This window comes from Streptococcus sp. 3874, assembly GCF_013276425.1.
Lineage (GTDB): Bacteria > Bacillota > Bacilli > Lactobacillales > Streptococcaceae > Streptococcus > Streptococcus pseudopneumoniae.
This window is the reverse complement of the sequence record NZ_VMLA01000101.1, coordinates 1-17,627: the sequence shown is the minus strand read 5'-3', so window position 1 is coordinate 17,627 and position 17,627 is coordinate 1. Positions and strand designations below refer to the sequence as shown.

General features: G+C 39.3%; 19 protein-coding genes and 1 other annotated feature. Of the genes, 3 read left to right on the top strand and 16 right to left on the bottom strand.

Annotated elements, in window-relative coordinates:
• The 7 genes from HT703_RS09430 to HT703_RS09400 all read right to left on the bottom strand — a co-directional run.
• A partial coding sequence (locus HT703_RS09430) for a diacylglycerol kinase (protein ID WP_172930051.1) occupies positions 1-623 on the bottom strand: 623 nt, incomplete at its 3' end.
• Between the two features lie 2 nt (positions 624-625).
• Positions 626-2,584: an NAD-dependent DNA ligase LigA gene (ligA, locus tag HT703_RS09425; RefSeq protein WP_172930050.1), complete on the bottom strand. Its 1,959-nt coding sequence runs from the start codon at positions 2,582-2,584 to the stop codon at positions 626-628.
• A gap of 92 nt (positions 2,585-2,676) precedes the next feature.
• Complete coding sequence (locus HT703_RS09420) at positions 2,677-3,855, bottom strand: MFS transporter (protein WP_023933535.1); 1,179 nt, start codon at positions 3,853-3,855, stop codon at positions 2,677-2,679.
• 79 nt (positions 3,856-3,934) lie between these two features.
• Positions 3,935-4,798 (bottom strand): XRE/MutR family transcriptional regulator, encoded by an 864-nt coding sequence (locus tag HT703_RS09415; RefSeq protein WP_138704241.1) that lies wholly within the window; start codon positions 4,796-4,798, stop codon positions 3,935-3,937.
• A 2-nt stretch (positions 4,799-4,800) separates the two neighbouring features.
• The gene (locus tag HT703_RS09410; RefSeq protein ID WP_138704240.1) at positions 4,801-6,702 is read right to left on the bottom strand and encodes an ABC-F family ATP-binding cassette domain-containing protein; all 1,902 of its coding nucleotides are present in this window, start codon (positions 6,700-6,702) and stop codon (positions 4,801-4,803) included.
• Between the two features lie 422 nt (positions 6,703-7,124).
• Positions 7,125-7,400, bottom strand: a complete 276-nt coding sequence (locus HT703_RS09405; protein WP_001284639.1) for an HU family DNA-binding protein — start codon at positions 7,398-7,400, stop codon at positions 7,125-7,127.
• Between the two features lie 105 nt (positions 7,401-7,505).
• Positions 7,506-8,345 (bottom strand): DegV family protein, encoded by an 840-nt coding sequence (locus HT703_RS09400; RefSeq protein WP_023933529.1) that lies wholly within the window; start codon positions 8,343-8,345, stop codon positions 7,506-7,508.
• A 141-nt stretch (positions 8,346-8,486) separates the two neighbouring features.
• On the opposite strand from HT703_RS09400, the gene HT703_RS09395 reads away from it, so the two are divergent.
• Positions 8,487-9,335: a YitT family protein gene (locus HT703_RS09395; RefSeq protein WP_100103962.1), complete on the top strand. Its 849-nt coding sequence runs from the start codon at positions 8,487-8,489 to the stop codon at positions 9,333-9,335.
• 92 nt (positions 9,336-9,427) lie between these two features.
• On the opposite strand, the gene HT703_RS09390 is transcribed toward HT703_RS09395, so the two are convergent.
• On the bottom strand, positions 9,428-10,345 hold the full coding sequence (locus HT703_RS09390) for a bifunctional riboflavin kinase/FAD synthetase (protein ID WP_100103963.1): 918 nt from the start codon (positions 10,343-10,345) through the stop codon (positions 9,428-9,430).
• Positions 10,346-10,781: 436 nt separating this feature from the next.
• Here HT703_RS09390 and HT703_RS09385 point away from each other — a divergent pair, with 436 nt between their 5' ends.
• Positions 10,782-10,952 (top strand): hypothetical protein, encoded by a 171-nt coding sequence (locus tag HT703_RS09385; protein WP_171043512.1) that lies wholly within the window; start codon positions 10,782-10,784, stop codon positions 10,950-10,952.
• Positions 10,953-11,192: 240 nt separating this feature from the next.
• Here HT703_RS09385 and rpmA read toward each other — a convergent pair whose 3' ends face one another.
• The 4 genes from rpmA to HT703_RS09365 all read right to left on the bottom strand — a co-directional run bounded on the left by rpmA (position 11,193) and on the right by HT703_RS09365 (position 13,095).
• A complete protein-coding gene (gene rpmA / locus HT703_RS09380; RefSeq protein ID WP_000916509.1) occupies positions 11,193-11,486 on the bottom strand; it encodes a 50S ribosomal protein L27 in 294 nt (97 codons plus the stop codon).
• A 16-nt stretch (positions 11,487-11,502) separates the two neighbouring features.
• Positions 11,503-11,847 (bottom strand): ribosomal-processing cysteine protease Prp, encoded by a 345-nt coding sequence (locus HT703_RS09375; RefSeq protein WP_023933525.1) that lies wholly within the window; start codon positions 11,845-11,847, stop codon positions 11,503-11,505.
• Positions 11,848-11,862: 15 nt separating this feature from the next.
• Complete coding sequence (gene rplU / locus HT703_RS09370) at positions 11,863-12,177, bottom strand: 50S ribosomal protein L21 (protein ID WP_000109141.1); 315 nt, start codon at positions 12,175-12,177, stop codon at positions 11,863-11,865.
• Between the two features lie 35 nt (positions 12,178-12,212).
• Positions 12,213-12,332: a sequence feature (ribosomal protein L21 leader region), on the bottom strand.
• 64 nt (positions 12,333-12,396) lie between these two features.
• Positions 12,397-13,095, bottom strand: a complete 699-nt coding sequence (locus tag HT703_RS09365) for a YoaK family protein (RefSeq protein ID WP_023933523.1) — start codon at positions 13,093-13,095, stop codon at positions 12,397-12,399.
• 402 nt (positions 13,096-13,497) lie between these two features.
• On the opposite strand from HT703_RS09365, the gene HT703_RS09360 reads away from it, so the two are divergent.
• Positions 13,498-13,797 carry a YbaB/EbfC family nucleoid-associated protein gene (locus tag HT703_RS09360; protein ID WP_023933521.1) on the top strand — a complete coding sequence of 100 codons (300 nt, stop codon included), beginning with the start codon at positions 13,498-13,500 and terminating at the stop codon, positions 13,795-13,797.
• 343 nt (positions 13,798-14,140) lie between these two features.
• Here HT703_RS09360 and pta read toward each other — a convergent pair whose 3' ends face one another.
• Genes pta through HT703_RS09340 form a run of 4 tightly spaced genes read right to left on the bottom strand, consistent with a single transcriptional unit; the run spans position 14,141 to position 17,525 of the window.
• On the bottom strand, positions 14,141-15,115 hold the full coding sequence (pta, locus tag HT703_RS09355) for a phosphate acetyltransferase (RefSeq protein ID WP_000451580.1): 975 nt from the start codon (positions 15,113-15,115) through the stop codon (positions 14,141-14,143).
• Between the two features lie 43 nt (positions 15,116-15,158).
• On the bottom strand, positions 15,159-16,055 hold the full coding sequence (locus HT703_RS09350) for an RluA family pseudouridine synthase (protein WP_054393139.1): 897 nt from the start codon (positions 16,053-16,055) through the stop codon (positions 15,159-15,161).
• Positions 16,052-16,870, bottom strand: coding sequence for an NAD kinase (locus HT703_RS09345; protein WP_050261575.1), 819 nt, complete (start codon positions 16,868-16,870; stop codon positions 16,052-16,054). The genes HT703_RS09350 and HT703_RS09345 overlap by 4 nt, the downstream gene beginning before the upstream one ends.
• Positions 16,854-17,525, bottom strand: a complete 672-nt coding sequence (locus tag HT703_RS09340; RefSeq protein ID WP_054393140.1) for a GTP pyrophosphokinase family protein — start codon at positions 17,523-17,525, stop codon at positions 16,854-16,856. The genes HT703_RS09345 and HT703_RS09340 overlap by 17 nt, the downstream gene beginning before the upstream one ends.
• Positions 17,526-17,627 lie beyond the last annotated feature (102 nt).

The following is a 17,627-nucleotide window of genomic DNA, read 5'->3' as shown; positions in this document are numbered from 1 at the left end:
AACTGGCTTGAAGCCATAACAAAAATCAAGGACACCTCTCCTTCAAAGACCCCCTGATCGTGTGTGATTCTCACTGGACGAACCTTGGTCTTAGGAAACATTTCAATGCCTTTAGCAACATAGGCAAAATAACCAAGACGCGTCTTGACTTCACTTGGAACACTGTAAGTCAATTCGGTTAAGGTTCCAGCAGCGGCAATATTAATAAAATATTTGTCGCCAAAAGCTCGTCCAATATCCATATGAATGGTCTCATTTTTAGCAATAATCTGAGCAGCCGCAACAGGATCACCCATTGGAATTTTTAGGGCACGCGCATAATCATTAGTCGTACCTGTTGGGATGATAGCAAGCCGAGGTCTCTTATCGAGCGAGGCAACCCCATTGACTACCTCATTAATTGTTCCATCACCACCTGCAGCAATAATCAAATCAAAACCAGCTTTGGCTGCTCTCTCAGCTTCTTTTTGTGCCGAAAGAGGTTCTGGAGTCGTTTGAAAGGCACTGGTTTCATAGCCAATATTTTCCAAAACATCCAGCACTTCTGCTATATTTTTCTTGATAATTTCCTGCCCTGAGGTTGGGTTATAAATTAAACGCGCACGTTTTCTTTCTTCTGTCATTGTTACAAACTTTCTAGCCAAGCTTCATCTCGAACTTCGATAGCAAGTTCTTGCGCCTTTTGAAGTTTACTTCCAGCATCTGCTCCTGCCACGACGAGGTCGGTCTTTTTAGACACACTGCCTGTCACTTTGGCCCCCAGACTTTCGAGTTTACTTTTAGCTTCTGAGCGCTTGAGCCGTTCCAATTTTCCAGTCAATACCACTGTCAAACCTGACAAGGCTGCATCCGCTACTACAGTTTGACCTTTATAATCCAGATTGACCCCAGCTTCTTTCAATTCTCTGAGGAGAATTTCAGAGCCTTCTGTCGCAAAATAAGTCTGGAGACTCTTGGCAATCACGCCACCCAGACTTTCAATACTAGCCACTTCGTCTGGATCTGCCTGAGCCAAATTTTCGATTGAGTGGAAATGTTGGAGTAAGAGCTGGCTGGCCTTACTACCGACATGGCGAATTCCCAAACCAAACAAGAGTTTTTCGGCTGAATTTCCCTTAGATGCTTGGATGGCCTGATACAGTTTAGAAGCAGATTTTTCCTTGACCCCTTCTAAAAGGAGGAAATCCTCTTCTTGTAATCGGTAAATATCCGCCACATCCTTGACTAAATTGGCAGCAAATAATTTCTCAACTACTGATGGTCCAAGGCCTGTAATATTCATGGCATCTCGAGAGGCAAAGTGAATCAAACCTTCCATGATTTGGGCAGGACAACGCGGATTGATACAACGCAGGGCCACTTCATCTTCAAAGTGCAACAAGTCAGAGTTACAACTTGGACAGTTTGTAGGGATATCCAGTTTCTCTTCAGAAACCCGTTTGGACTCTACCACGCGTAAAACAGCAGGGATGATGTCACCAGCCTTATAAACTATGACCATGTCATCTTTACGGATATCTTTTTCAGCAATATAATCCACATTGTGCAGAGTTGCACGGCTAACAGTTGTACCAGCTAGTTGTACAGGTGTTAGATTTGCAGTTGGGGTTACAACACCCGTACGGCCAACTGTCCAGTCAACTGACAAGAGTTGAGCTTCTTTTTCCTCAGCAGGAAACTTGTAGGCTACTGCCCACTTTGGAGCCTTGACGGTAAAACCGAGTTCTTCTTGGTTTGCTAGGTCATTGACCTTGATCACCACCCCATCGATATCATAGGGAAGATTGTCCCGTTCCTCTTCTACTTCTTGGATAAAATTCCAAATCTCATCCATGCTTTCAGCCAGAATTCGTTTAGAATTGACTACAAAACCAAATTGTTCTAGGTGCTTCAAAACCTTTTCTTGGCTGTCGCGAGTTGAAGGGCTGGCTTCTTGATAGAGGAAAGTGGCAAGATTGCGCTTGGCAACTACTGCTGTATCCAGCTGACGCAAGGTTCCTGCCGCCGCATTACGAGGATTGGCAAATTCAGGCTCTCCATTTTCTTGGCGAGCTTGGTTAACCTGGTCAAAAGAAGCGCGTGGCATGTAACATTCCCCACGAACTGTAATATCAAGTTCTTCTGGCAAGGTCAAAGGAATGTCCTTGACACGCTTGAGGTTTTCTGTAATATTTTCACCAACAGAACCATCTCCACGTGTTACACCAGCAACCAAAATCCCCTTTTCATACGTCAGCGAGATAGATAAGCCATCGATTTTCAGCTCACAAATATAGGTCGGATGAGCCACTTCCTTACGAACACGCGTATCAAATGCTTCAAGCTCCTCACGTGAAAAAGCATCCTGCAAACTATAAAGAGGATACTGATGACTGTATTTTTCAAAACCATCTAAGACTTTGCCACCAACACGATGGGTCGGACTGTCTGCTAACACTTGATCTGGATAGGCAGTTTCTAACTCAACCAACTCACGGTAAAGGCGGTCATATTCACTATCTGAAACCGAGGGATTGTCGCTGGTATAGTACTCAGTCGCATAGCGATTGAGCAAGGCGACTAACTCATTCATTCTTTTATTCATAAGACCATTTTACCATAAACTAAGCCCTCCTCACAAACGAGAAGGGCGGAAAAAACACTTAGATTGGAATTATTTTTAAAACTCAAGCAACCTTATATAAATTTTTCAAAATGAGTTCGAACATAAATAAACGATATACAAGACAAGATGATAACACCACTTCCAATTATCAGGAAAGAAGAGAGATGGACACTTGGCAGGACTGTCATAAATCCTTTTGCAATAGGCATAAATAGAATAGCTAAGGTAAAAATTGTACTCAGTACTCTCCCAAGAAATTCGCTCTCAACCTTGGTTTGTACTTGAGTAAAAAAGTGAATATTAAAAATCGTCATAAACAATTCACAAACTAAATTTCCAGAAAAGGAAAGCAAATTTGGAAGTGGTAATCCCATCATAAAAACTCCGACACCTGTCAAAGCCAGTAAAATCAAAAGATTATAAACATTAGCTTTAATTTTACTAGCTAGAAGAGCCCCAATGATGGAACCAATAGCCCCCATAGTTAAAATACTTGCATAGGCTCCTTCTGACCCGTAAAGCTGATTCGAAAAGGGAAGTAGAAATTCAAAAGCGGCAAAAAAGAAATTAACGCTGGAAGCTACCAGCAAAAGGAAGAAAATTTCTTGCTGATGCCAGATATAGTGTAACCCATCCTTGATATCTACAAACATATCTCTCCCAGTAAAAGCCTTTTTCTCTTGAACTTTTGCTTCCTCTTTTGGAAGAAAAGCCACTAGAACAAAAGCAATGAAAAAAGTCAGCGAGTCTAGCAGTAGTGTCATATGGAGACTTGCAAACTGTAAAACAAGGAAGGAAAGAACAGGAGAGCTAACACCTACAACCTGCAAAACCAGCTCTAAGCGAGAATTATAGATCACAATCTCATCTTTCTCAACAACCTCAGTTATAATGGCTTTATTGGCTGTACGAGAAAAGGCAAATGCAACCGCCTGAACAATATTGGCAACAATCAAAGCTCCAATCATCCAGCTGTCATTTCTTATAAAAGAAATAGCCAGACAAAGAATCCCACAAACAAGGTCCGTCGTCATTAAAATCTTACGACGAGAAAAACGGTCTGAAATGACTCCGCCAAATGGGTTGACGAGAATGGATGTGACGAGTTCAGAAATCTGATACATTCCTAAAACTGTCTGTCCGATAGTTCCCATGGAAGCCAACCAGACACTATTGCCATAATCATAGAGCATATTCCCTATCCTGTTAACAGCTCCACGGCTAATCAACTGTACTGCATAGCGATTCATATAAAAACTCCTCTCAAATTTTGAAACTATTGTATCAAAACCGAAAGGAGCTTTTTATTTTTTCCCTTATTTGGGAAAATTAATCTTTGACAAATTTTTCGTAGTGTTCCTGATAGTAGGCTACTTGCTCTGGAAGACCTAGCACATCAAAAATATGCATGGCCTCTTGCATTTGGCTACAACCTTCTTTACACTTTCCTTTTTGATATAAGGCAAAACCTTTTAAATAATGGAAAACATTACGCTCATAAAGCTTAATACCTTTACCAATAATCTTCTCTGTATAAGTCTCGAAATAGCTTGCATTGTCAAAAGAAAGATGCTCTAAACAATACTGGTAACAATTGAGGGCCAAAATCAACACTAATCTCTTATGGCGACCAATCTCTTGGTAAAATTCCTCCCTCTCCATGACTTCTCTACCAATCCGAGTGACATAGTCCACATCGTAGAAACTATAGAGGTTCCCGAAAAGAATCAACTCATACATGGTCCATTCTTCTGTTTTGAAGAGATAATCTGCTACCTTATCCAAATCATCCTGCTTCATATCATAACTCGCATCTCTTTGACAAATCAGACCTTGTAGCAAAATCCAGTTCAGCTCAAAATAAAGGGGAGTCGTCGAACTCTTAGCCTTTTCAAGTTGTTCTTCTTGAAGCTTTTGAAAACCTGCAATATCATTTGAGTAGTAAAGTGGGATAATCTGTGCCATCATAGCAACATGTTCATGATTTTGAAAATCCCTAGCCTTGTCCATGAAATTTTCAATGGTCACATGAATATTATCCAAAATTTCAAAAAAACGTGAGACTGCTAGGTCAGATTCCCCAAGCTCAAAGCGAGATAACTGAGAGGTTGAACAGGACTCGCCTGCTGCTTCCTTTAAAGAATAATTTCCACTTGTTCGAAATTCACGAAATACTTTTCCAAGATGTTCCATCTTTACACCTGCTCTGATAATTCTTCCCACTCAAGCATATCTTCTTCCTGACGGTGGCTGATTTTGTCCAGCTCAGCCTGCAATTCCATCAGTTTGTCGGCATCGTTTGTTTCCAACATTTGTTCAGAAATGGCTTGGCTTTGACTTTCTAGCTCTTCAATTTCAGCTTCTAGACTTTCGATTTGTCGCATGAGCTTACGAACTTCTTTTTGACTTTCTTTCTGAGCTTGATAGTCATTAACTGGGCTTGCTTCTTTTGCTTGATTGCTGGTTGAAGCTTCCTCTGTCAGACCGACTTCCATTTCAGCCTTTTTATCGACATAATAATCGTAATCTCCCAAGTAAAGAGTCGAGCCATTCTCAGACAATTCCAGTACATGAGTTGCCACACGATTGATAAAGTAACGGTCGTGGCTGACGAAGAGAAGAGTTCCATCGAAGTCAATCAAGGCATTTTCCAACACTTCCTTGCTATCAATATCCAAGTGGTTGGTTGGCTCGTCCAGAATCAAGAAGTTGTTGTTTTCCAAAGACAATTTAGCCAAAAGCAAACGTGCTTTCTCGCCACCAGACAGCATGCCAACTGATTTTTTGACATCATCTCCTGAGAAAAGGAAGGCACCTAGACGGTTACGGATTTCAACTTCTGGTGTCAACTTAAAATCATTCCAGAGTTCATCCAGTACAGTATTACTTGGTGTCAGCTTGCTTTGGGTCTGGTCATAGTAACCAACCTCAACATTAGCGCCAAAGCGCTTTTCCCCCTTGATAAAAGGAATCTGGTCCACAATAGACTTGATAAAGGTTGACTTGCCGATACCATTTGGACCAACGATAGCGACAGCATTCATCTTACGAAGATCTAGGCTAATCGGTTGTGACAGGACTTCCCCATCATAGCCAATAGCTGCATTTTCAACAGTCAATACAACATTACCAGACGTTTTTTCAGACTGGAAGGTCATATTGGCTGATTTCTTGCCAGCTTCAGGCTTGTCCAAACGCTCCATTTTTTCTAGTTGTTTACGACGGGATTGGGCGCGTTTGGTCGTTGAAGCACGGACTAGATTGCGATTGACAAAGTCTTCCAGAGCAGCGATTTCCTTTTGTTGCTTTTCATAGTTTTTTGCTTCAGTAGCTAGCTTCTGCTCCTTCAACTCAACAAAACGAGAGTAATTCCCCACATAGCGATCCAAGGAATGCTTGGTCAAATCCAGCGTAATCGTCGCAACCTTATCCAAGAAATAACGGTCGTGGCTGACGATAATGAGGGCGCCGCTATAGTTTATCAAATAATTCTCTAGCCAGGCGATGGTTTCAATATCCAAGTGGTTGGTTGGCTCGTCCAAGACCAAGAGATTTGGCTTTTCAAGAAGCATTTTGGCCAGCGCCAGACGGGTATTTTGACCACCAGAAAGCTCAGCAATTTTCATCTGCCACATAGACTCGTCAAACTTGAATCCATTCAAAATCGCTCGAATATCAGCTTCATAAGTGAAACCACCTGCTTGGTGAAAATTTTCAGATAAGCGGTCGTAATCTGACATCAGTTTATCCAAATCCTCACCAGACTTTTCACCCATCTCCAGCTCCATCTGACGCAGTTGTTTCTCAGTCCGACGCAAATCATCAAAGACATGAAGCATTTCATCGTAGATAGTGTTTTCAGATTCAAAACGGCTATCTTGGGCTAGGTAAGACAGAGAAATATCTTTTTTCTTATTGATTTCTCCGCTAGTTAGCTCCTCTTCTCCAACTAAAATCTTCAAAAGAGTAGACTTACCTGCACCATTTTTCCCAACAAGGGCAATCCGATCTCGTTCATCAACTTGCAGGTTGATAGTATCGAAAAGAACCTCTCCTGCAAAAGAACGTTCAATTTTATTAGCTTGTAAAATAATCATACAAGTAGTATAGCATGTTTCCCTAAGGCATTCAAGATAATGGTAAGTATTTTAGTGAAGGGTTTGTAACATAAAGTAAATTATGTAAAATTTATGTTAGATTCCTTCGCTATCTTGTTGGACTTTCTAACCAGCTAATCTTGCTTCAAATAGTTATCGCACAAGTCTATTATTTAGTTCTTTTCATTATATACGTACGTATAGCAAATTGAAATAAGATGAGAACAAATCGATTGGGAAAGTAAAATTAATTTCTATAAATGTTTTAGCAATTGTTTCGTACTATTTTAGATTCAGTCTACTATATATACAATATTTTCGGAACATTCAACTTTTTAACTCTATTTATTACTAGATTTCATAATTAAAAAGCCTACCGACCAAGCTAGAAAGCTTGATACAATAGGCTTTTTAAAGACTGATTATTTAACAGCGTCTTTAAGAGCTTTACCAGCTTTGAATGCTGGAACTTTAGAAGCTGCAATTGTCATTTCTTTACCAGTTTGTGGGTTGCGACCTTTACGTTCTGCACGCTCACGAACTTCAAAGTTACCAAAACCGATCAATTGAACTTTTTCACCAGCTGCAAGATAGTCAGCTACTGCTGCAAATACAGCTTCAACTGCTGCTGCTGAGTCTTTCTTAGTCAATTCTGTAGCTTCTGCTACTTTAGCGATCAAATCTTGTTTGTTTGCCATGTTAACGATTCCTCCAAATAATTTCTAATTAACAAATATAATCATATCCTAAAATCCCTTTTAGGTCAAGTTAAAAACGCTATTTCTTCCCATTTTATTTATTTTTTAGGAATGGTAACGTACCAAAATAGCCCACGCATTCTCACCCGTGTGAGTTTGAATAATGGAACCTGTTTCTAAAACAGAAATTGGCTTTTCAACATAAGCTTGTAAGCTTTCTTTCATCTCTTTTGCCCAATCAGCACTACCAGAATATGAAATTCCAATCTCTGCTACAGAATGTTCAGAAAGCGATGTTATCAACTCATCTAACCATTTTTTAAAAGTTTTAGCACCACGACCTTTAACCATTGGCTGCAATTCATGGTCTTTCATTTGCATGACAACACGGATATTGAGAAGGGAGCTCAACAATCCAGTTACACGGCCAATTCGTCCACCTTTGACAAGATTTTCCAAAGTTGAAACGCCAATATAAAGTTCTGTGTTGTTTTTAACCTCTTCTACATGAGATAAAATTGTCTCCATGTCTTTGCCTTCTTGTGCTAATTTAGCAGCTTCGACAACTTGGAATTTCAAGGCTTGGTCAGTGAAGGAACTATCGATAACTGTCACATCGGCAGTAGATAAACTAGCACCTTGGCGCGCTGCTTCTACAGTCCCCGAAAGAGCATGGGACATATGAATAGCAAGAATCTGGCTACCATCCTTGCATAGGTTTTCAAACACTTCAGCAAAGACACCTACAGGCGGCTGGCTTGTTTTCGGAAGATTCTTAGCTTCTTGCATCAAGTGAAGAAATTTACCTTCTTCTTTCAAATCAGCATCAGAATAAACAACATTATCAATCATTACAGATAATGGAACAATTGTAATATCTAATTGCTTTACTAGTTCAGGTTCAATAGTAACAGATGAATCGGTTACAATCTTAATTTTTGTCATAGTATCAATCTTTCTATTTTAGGATTCAGATTGGTTTCCTTGCTTCTAATTATATCAAAAAAAAGATTAAAAATCCTAATGGAGTCAATCAAATTTTCTGTAAAATTTGATATAATCAACTTATAAGAAAAGAGGTGTCCTATGATTAAAAAAATTTACCCCATTTTTACCATTTTACTAGGTGCTGCTATTTATGCTTTTGGACTGACTTATTTTGTAGTTCCCCATCATCTCTTTGAAGGAGGGGCGACAGGCATTACCCTCATCACCTTTTATCTTTTTAAAATCCCTGTTTCCCTCATGAACCTGCTGATTAATATTCCCCTTTTCATCCTAGCTTGGAAGATTTTTGGAGCCAAATCCCTCTATTCTAGTTTACTAGGAACCTTAGCTTTGTCCGCCTGGTTAGCTTTTTTTGAGCATATTCCCTTTCATATTGATCTTCAAGGTGATTTACTAATCACAGCCCTTATAGCGGGAATCCTATTAGGAATTGGCCTTGGAATTATTTTTAATGCTGGAGGTACAACTGGCGGAACTGATATTCTAGCTCGTATTCTCAACAAATACACTCATATATCCATAGGAAAACTGCTCTTTATCTTAGATTTTTGTATTCTCATGTTGATTCTCCTAATCTTCAAGGATTTGAGATTGGTTTCCTACACGCTTTTGTTTGATTTTATTGTTTCTCGTGTTATTGATTTGATTGGTGAAGGAGGATATGCCGGCAAAGGCTTTATGATTATCACAAAACGTCCTGACCAACTTGCTAAGGCAATTAATGATGACCTCGGAAGAGGTGTTACTTTTATTTCTGGTCAAGGCTACTATAGTAAAGAAAATTTGAAAATCATCTACTGTATTGTCGGTAGAAATGAGATTGTGAAAATGAAAGAAATGATTCATCGAATCGATCCTCAAGCCTTTATAACCATTACAGAAGCCCATGAAATCCTAGGAGAAGGATTCACCTTTGAAAAAGAATAAAAAGAGGTAGTGTAGTGATCTCAAAAGTTAGACTAAATCATCTATCTTTTGGGTTACAGACAACCTCTTTTTTGTTTTATTTACTCAAGCTCTTAAGACCAATTCCGAGTTACTTCTTCATCAGCCTTTAACTGATCCACTAATTGGTCAACTGAGTCAAATTTGGTCATATCTCGAATGCGATCAAGCCAATAAACCATGACGGTTTCCCCATAAATATCTTGATTAAAATCAAAAATATTGACTTCAAAACGTGCTTCTTCTCCATCAAAGGTCACATTTTTCCCGACACTAGCCATAGCACGATACTTCTGTCTTTGAATCTCAACATCAACGACATAAACGCCATCTGCTGGCATATAAGTACGGTCTAAAAGCACTAAATTCGCTGTCGGATAACCAATTGTACGACCACGAGCATTACCATGAACCACCATACCTCTTGATGGAAGCGGTGCCCCCAAAAGTTCTCCTGCTTCTTTCACATTTCCATCTAAAATAGCTTGACGGATACGAGTTGAACTAATCTTTCCTTTCTCATCTTCTATAGGTGGAACAATGATAACTTCTCCATCAAAGTAATCCTTTAAATCTTCTGCTGTTTTTTTGTCAGAACCAAATGTATAATCAAAACCTGCAACAATAATTTTGGCATTCATAGCCTTGATATAAGTTGCAAAAAATTCTTCTGCCGTGAGACTAGCGAATTGACTACTAAAATCAAGGAGATATAATTCTTCTACACCTTCGCGCTTTAATTTTCTTTCACGTTCAGCAGGGTTCAAAATATGCAAAAACAAATCTGGATGATAAGGCTCTAAAGCGATCTTTGGAGATTCATTAAAGGTCATAACGACGATAGGCAATAAATCCTTTCTCGCAGCTTTGTTGGCAACACGAAATAATTCTTGATGCCCCTTATGTATGCCATCAAAATAGCCGAGAACAACGACTGAATCAGATGGTGTGCCAATATCTTTTTGGTTTTTTATAGGAATAGTAATAATCATAAAATAATTATATCATAGCGATAGCTATTTCTGGAACAGAAAATCTGAAATGTCGTTTTTTTCACCTGAAGTGTAGCTGTTTTCAAAAAGCACTTCACTCTATCGTTGCTTAACTATGAACTTTGCAATATTCTGCTCAAAAACTTGTAGGACATCTTCAAAAGTTTGAAAGGAGTGATTAGACTTGTTCGGTAACCATAAAGTGTCATACTATGCTTATGTATGAAAAAGCAATGCAACTAACTCCTGAGAACTTTAAATTACTAATTGGTGTCGAAAAGGTAGAATTTAGAATCGAGGTACACCTATGGCTGTAAAATTTACAAAATGAGACAACTTGGGCAAGATGTTTGAAGAATTTCCTAAACTCCCTGATTTGAAGCAAGTCACTTTCCCTGATGACAAAGAAAAAGCCAAAGCAGCAAAGAAAAACTAGATGACTGCTTTCCAACAACTCCCATCTAATGTGCTTCAGACTGGGTTATTTTTCTCTCCATCTGTTATCTTGGATTCTCAGACAGTTTCAGCTAAAGAATATCTTTTCCCTTATCAGAAGGAACGGCTCAAGCCATTCAGACAAGTTAAGGGACGACAAGCCAATATTTGAAACCAGATACCAGTTCTTATAGTCAATTGAAATAAAATCTGAAGAAATCGAGTAGGAAACTCAAATCAATTTTTAGCAGTGTTCTATTCCAGATTCAATCCACTATACATATTAAAAAGTATGGGTATCAAAACAAAAAAATAGGCTCTCCGAAAACTCGGAAAGCCTTATTTAATGCTACTTCTAGCTTCCTCGCCTTTACAGTTCAAGGCTCGGGATAAAAAGGTTCACTGAACCTTTTTATTTAGCGATTGGGTAAACAGAAACTTGTTTTTTATCGCGTCCTTTACGTTCAAAGCGTACTACGCCTTCAACTTTAGCGAACAAAGTATCGTCTCCGCCACGACCAACGTTTACACCTGGATAGATGTGTGTACCACGTTGACGGTAAAGGATTGATCCACCTGTTACAGTTTGTCCGTCAGCTGCTTTAGCTCCAAGACGTTTTGCTTGTGAATCACGTCCGTTTGATGTAGAACCTCCACCTTTTTTGTGGGCGAAAAGTTGCAAGTTGTTAAGAGTCATTTTTAACATAATGTTTTCCTCCGTGTTAGTTTTCTGTGATAACTCTGGTTTGGACGAACTCAGACGAGTTCTCCGATAAGTTTGCCATACCTAAGAAAAATGATTCAAAGAATAACTGGGTCATTTCTCTCTGGTGTGAAGGAAGAGCTTTTGGAATTTCAACCATCAGATAACCACCTTCATCTTCGTTTAATTCTAGGATTGGTTCATAGCCTGCAAATTTCTCAATAGAATTGATAAAGTTAATGGCAAGCGTAGAAACCGATGCACACACGACATCTAAGCCGCATTCGCCACTCTCGGCGTGTCCAGTAATTTCCGCATTCCTCAGCTCGCCATCTTCGGCTCTCTCAAAGACTGCTTGTATCATGTGTTCTCCTTAAAATTAAGCGTTGATTGCGTTGATGACAACTTTAGTATATGGTTGACGGTGACCTTGTTTACGGTGGCTACCTTTTTTAGGTTTGTACTTGTAAGTAACCACTTTCTTTTGTTTTCCTTGTTTTTCAACAGTTCCAACCACAGTAGCTCCAGCAACAAGTGGAGTTCCGACAACAGTGTTTTCACCACCAACAAGAACAACTTCGTTAAAAGTAACTTCTTGACCAGCTTCAACGTTCAATTTTTCAACGTAAACTGCTTGACCAACTTCAACTTTAACTTGTTTTCCGCCAGTTTTGATAATTGCGTATGTGCTCATTATGCACCTCCTATGATTTTTATGGGTTTCCCCGACTTTTTGTGAAGACTCGCCTAGCATCGTGGGACGAACCACTTAAAAGAAGAGCTCTATGTAGAACAAAGTTTAAATTTGTTCTACGACGAGCAACGATGTTCGTGCGGTTGCACAGGATTGTGCATAGTCAACTCTCTAAGTATAGCATATCTCCTATTTTCTTACAAGTAATAACACCTAAAATCAAGCTTTTTCTTTTACTTTTTTCCGCCACGAGGCAAAAAGCATGCTGATATAAAAAATGCTCATCATAATAGGAACACCAAGAATGGTCTTTTCATGATAGAAAATCGTCAAATAGGCTGAAAAAACAACGCCAAGGATAAAACTACTAAGCAGGCTAACAAATATGAACCCTTCACGCAAAAAAGGAGTGTGCTTAGTTCGGAAATAATTTCCAAAAGCTAGCATTGTTCGTTTGATATTCCCTGTCATAAAGGCATTATTATAAGCAATACCCGAAACCTCACCAAAGGCAGTTGTCACCAGTCCCATACAGAAGGCCAAGGGCGGCACTAGATAGATATTATCTACAGTTTGTGGCACAAAACCAATAATTATTGATAAGATTACCAAAGGAATCAGTGACAGAATTGGCTTTTTCACAATTCTCAATTTTTCCCTATAAATGGTTAGTAAAAAAACTCCCAGCATAAACGCTATTAAGGTTAAAAGCTTATCCCTAACATCCGAAACATTATTCTGTATTAGCTCTACCGAAAGAAAGACAACATTTCCAGTTTGTCCAGCTACAAGGGTATTCCCGCGAACAATAAAAGTGTAAGCATCCACATATCCAGCACAAAACGTCAAAAAAAGTGCTAACCTTTTAGACTGACGTGATATTTTTCTTATAGGTAATAACCTCATTTTCCCTCCCATTGTATTTTCTCTTAGAAATATTGTACCATTTTCTTTCTAAAAAATCGTAGGCTACCATTTAGATTTTACTATTAGCATAAAAATAATAATAGACAACTATTTATCCGAAAATAGATAGAGGTAACATGTTTGTAGACAAAGCATACAAACCTTTAGTAAAATCATTTCCATGAAACTAGAATAGAGCCCCTCTTAACAAAAATAATTATTTTAATTTATTTCTAATCACTCCTTGATATAAATAACTCTCACCAATAAAAGACTATGTCTTAAAAAAATGGTATAATAAAATCAATACTTGGGCTTGATGGCTATGCTACTAATAACAATTAGGAGAGAAAATCAGGCACTTGTTAACAACAAGGATTATCCCCTTGAGATGAAAGGAACTTTAGAAATCTTATGATGAACATGCAAAACATGATGCGTCAAGCACAAAAACTTCAAAAACAAATGGAACAAAGCCAGGCCGAACTTGCTGCCATGCAATTTGTTGGCAAATCTGCTCAAGACCTTGTCCAAACGACCTTAACTGGAGATAAGAAAGTTGTCAGCATTGACTTTAATCCAGCTGTCGTTGACCCAGAGGACTTTGAAACTCTTTCTGATATGACCGTTCAAGCCATCAACTCTGCTCTTGAACAAATCGATAAAACTACCAAGAAAAAACTGGGTGCTTTCGCTGGGAAATTGCCATTCTAAAAACAAGAAGCTAGAAAACAATACTTGTCGATAACAAAGGCTAAGAAAGGTGCAAAAATTATAAAAAACGCATAATAGCAGGTGTCAAAACACTCAATATTATGCGTTTTCTCATGAAAAAATTCTCTTTTCATACTCATTTAAAATCAAAAAGGGAATTTATCGTTTTACGGACATGTATATTACAGATTTCTATAGGTCGTATATAGACAGGATATCATCGCTTGGAAGTTGTCCTTTTTGACACCAATCAGTAATTTAGTTCTCAGGAGTTAATGGCAGTGCTTTTCGTACATAGTTTCATAACTACAGTATAGCATAGTATATCGCTTTATAGTTTTCACTATTGATGAACTGCTTGAGCTGCTGTGATAAGGGTTAACTTGTAAACATCATCTGCATTACATCCACGAGAGAGGTCGTTAACAGGCTTGTTCAAACCTTGCAAAACAGGACCTACTGCCGCAAAGCCACCAAGACGTTCAGCCATCTTGTATCCGATATTTCCTGCCTCGATACCTGGGAAGATGAAGACATTTGCTTGACCAGCTACCGTACTTCCAGGAGCTTTCAAAGCTGCAGTTTCAGGAACAAAGGCTGCATCAAATTGCAACTCACCATCGATTTCAAGGTCAGGGCGCAAGTCGTGAGCAATTTTAGTTGCTTCAACGACCTTATCAACGCTTTCACCAAAACCTGAACCTTTAGTAGAATAGCTTAGCATAGCAATTTTAGGCTCAATACCAAACATCTTAGCTGTGATTGCTGAGTTGATGGCAATTTCAGCCAAAGCTTCCGCGTCTGGATTGATGTTGATGGCACAGTCTCCAAACAGGTAACGTTCCGTACCACGAACCATGAGGAAGGCACCTGAAGTACGAGTCACATTTGGACGAGTTTTAATGATTTGTAGGGCTGGGCGAACTGTTGAAGCAGTTGAGTGAATCGCACCTGACACCATTCCATCAACCAAGCCCAAGTAAACCAACATAACACCAAAATAGTTGACATCTTCAACCAAAACCTTGCGTGCATCTTCTTCAGACATTTTGCCCTTACGACGCTCCACCAAGGCAGCAACCATTTCTTCAAATTGAGGATAATGTTGAGGGTCAATGACTTCATAACCATCCATGATCCCTTCAATTTCAAGATAAATTTTAATTTTTTCAGGATTTCCTAACAAAACAGGAATCACTTCTGTTTCTTTTACCAAACGTTTAGTCGCTTGAAGAATACGTGGCTCTTCCCCTTCAGGGAGAACGATACGAGCATTTTTACCAACAAGGTTGGCTTTGAGACTTTCAAAAACTTCCATGAGTTTTCTCCTTTAAGATAATAATTATACTCTGAAACAGTTTTTATAGAGTATTAGTTGATAACTGGGTAATAAGGTTGCTAAAATCATCCGGCAAGGGACTTTCTAACTGCAAGTCTTGCTTTAAAAATGGATGATAAAAAGATAGGAAATGGCAATGCAGAGCCTGACGTTGAATGCCGTCATCCAAGCTACCACCGTACAAATCATCGCCCAACAAAGGAAAACCAATATGAGAAAAGTGGACTCGAATTTGGTGGGTTCGACCAGTGTGCAGCCGAATGTCGACCAAGTGGATATTTCCATAAGAAGCTACAATCTTGTAGGAAGTATGGGCATATTTTCCACCTTTAGCCACCCGTCTGGTAATAATGGAGTCTTCATCACGCGCAATCGGGGCAATAATTTCCCCCTCTGACTCCAAGTGTCCATCACCTTTAACCAAAGCAAAGTAGCGTTTTTCAATGGACTTCTTCTGCAACTGCTTGTCCAATCGTGCATGGGCATAGCCGTGCTTGGCAAAGAGCATCGAGCCAGAAGTATCCCTATCAAGCCTGGTCACAATGTGAACTTGCTGATTTTCGTAATTTTGCTTGACGTAGTAACCCTTGATAAAATTGGCAATGGTATTGGAGTGGTTAACACTAGGAATAGAGGCAACTCCATAGGGTTTATTCAAGACTAGAAAGTGGTCATCCTCATAGAGAATATCCAGTGGGCGCTCGATAGCTTCCAGAGTTTCAAAGCCTTCCTCAGCGGGAATATCGATAGTAACGCGGTCCCCAAGATCCAATAGATAGGTTGCATTTTGTGGTTGGTCATTGACCAGAATAGCCCCACCTCGAAACTTAATCTTGGCCAGAAGCCCCTTAGAAACCTCGTGCTTTTTTAAGAAGGTCTTAACCTTGACATGCTCATCTGCGATAAATTCAAACCTCATTCGTCCACCTCGCCGATAAAGGCATCCTTAACACGGTTCCAGAAACTAGTATGGCTAGGAGTCGCGACAAAGTGAATCTTATGATGATCGATTTGATACTCAATACGCTCAATATTACGGAAAGAATAAACGCTATTGTCAACCGAAATGGTATGGTAATCATTTCTCGTTGGAATGAGTTCAATCTTATCCTTCTTAGGAACGATAATGGAAGAGCCCAGCGTTCGATAGACACGATTATTGAGGCTGGCAATTTCCGTTAATTGCAAAGCTTCAATGGTAGGGTGTAAAACAGCACCGCCAAGAGACTTGTTATAGGCAGTACTACCAGTCGGTGTCGAAACTGTTAGCCCGTCTCCACGAAAACGTTCAAAGGGAACACCATTGATGACAATATCTGCTACCATGGTTCGATCAGACCTGCGGATGCTGGCTTCGTTGAGGGCACGAAAAATCTTGACCTCTCCATTTCCAAGAAAAACCTTCACATTTAGAACAGGGTAAGAAACCCTTGCTCCGGTATCTAGCTGCAAATTGGTCATTAACTTATCCAACTCAAAATCACGATAATCGGTATAAAAGCCCAGATGTCCTGTATGAAGACCGATAAAGCGTACCTTATCAAGTTGGTCTTCGTACTTATGAAAGGCCGACAAGAGCATACCATCCCCGCCAATGGAAATGACAATATCCGGATTGGTATCATTGAGTATAAACTGATTTCTCTTCAAACGATCTCGCAATTCATACAAAACCCTTTGACTCTGCGGTTTTCTATTGGCTATCAGATCAATTCGTTTACCTGTATTCTTCATCTGTATCGTCACTGTTTCCTACACCGTCATTTAATTTTCTACTCAAGGGATCAAAAAGAGCCTGAGCTTCTTGGATATCATCACGAATTTTACCCATTTCTTCATCCAACTGATGGGCGATTCTAGCTGTAATTTCCAGTCGCTTCTTAATCTCCTCTGGGAAATCCCCTTGGTACTTGTAGTTGAGAGAATGTTCTATCGTTGCCCAGAAATTCATGGCCAAGGTACGTATTTGAATTTCTGCCAAAATAGTCTTGGCTCCATTGATGGTATCAACCATATATTCTACTACCAAATGATAGGAACGATAGCCTGATGCTTTTCTATGAGTAATGTAATCTCGCTCCTGTATGATTCGCATATCCTGACGCTTGTGCAAAATATCCACTACTTCCTTGACGTCATCTACAAACTGAACCATCACACGTAAGCCAGCAATATCCTGCAAATCATGTTCTAAGGTCGCATAAGTAATACCACGTCGAGCCATTTTTTCTTTGATGCTCTCAATTGGCTTGACTCGACCAGTCACAAACTCAATCGGAGAATGTTTATTTTGCTTACGATATTGCTTGCGAATACCACGTAGTTTAATCTTTAACTCACCAACAGCTTGAATGTAAGGATCTAGAAATTCTTCCCATTCTAAGGTCATATATTCTCCCTTGTTCTCATATTATCCGTCAAAAATATCTTTGATTTTTTCTCCAGATTCATATACAATAAATACAATGCTTATTATACCATAAGTGAAAAA